The organism is Maribellus luteus, from assembly GCF_003576475.1.
Taxonomy (GTDB): Bacteria; Bacteroidota; Bacteroidia; order Bacteroidales; family Prolixibacteraceae; genus Draconibacterium; species Draconibacterium luteum.
This window is the reverse complement of sequence record NZ_QWGR01000141.1, coordinates 1-615: the sequence shown is the minus strand read 5'-3', so window position 1 is coordinate 615 and position 615 is coordinate 1. Positions and strand designations below refer to the sequence as shown.

General features: G+C 66.8%; 2 protein-coding genes. One reads left to right on the top strand and one right to left on the bottom strand.

Annotated features, from left to right (window positions below):
* Positions 1-261, bottom strand: a 261-nt coding sequence (locus D1614_RS28305) for an AraC family ligand binding domain-containing protein (protein ID WP_206610170.1), incomplete at its 3' end; no start/stop codon positions are given.
* Between the two features lie 98 nt (positions 262-359).
* Here D1614_RS28305 and D1614_RS28300 point away from each other — a divergent pair.
* Positions 360-615 (top strand): MFS transporter (locus D1614_RS28300; RefSeq protein ID WP_119440506.1); only part of this gene is annotated, 256 nt, incomplete at its 3' end.

Below are 615 nucleotides of genomic sequence, written 5' to 3'. Positions count from 1 at the left end.
CAGGCTGTGCGTCGAATAGCGGCCGACGCCGCGGATCTCGTGCTCGACGCCGAGCGGGATCCACAGGCTGCGCTCGCGCGGCACGACCCAGGCCCCGTCGCCGGTCGTCACCGCCGCGAGGCCGCTGGCGACATACAGCACCTGGCTGCGCAGCGGATGCCGGTGCGCCCGGACCAGATGGTTGGGCGCATAGTCGTTGCCGATCGCCACCACCGGGCGGAGCGCAGTCTCATAGTCGACGCCGCGGGCGTTACGGACCATCTGACCCACTCGCGAAATTCCAAGACCCGCCAACGATTGCGGGTCCACCTTCCTTCCCTATCTTGACCGGCCGTCGAAGTCGAGTTGGGACACGCCGCATGACCGCCATAACCCTGGACCGCCAACGCAACGCCGATACCGGCGGCACGGTGTTCACCGTGCTGTTCGCCATCAGCTTCTGCCACCTGCTCAACGACATGATGCAGTCGCTGCTGCCGGCCATCTACCCGACCCTCAAGCCGCAGTTCCACCTTAGCTTCGCCCAGATCGGGCTGGTGACGCTGACCTATCAGCTCACCGCCTCGCTGCTGCAGCCCCTGATCGGCTTCTACGCCGACAAGCGGCCGACGCCCT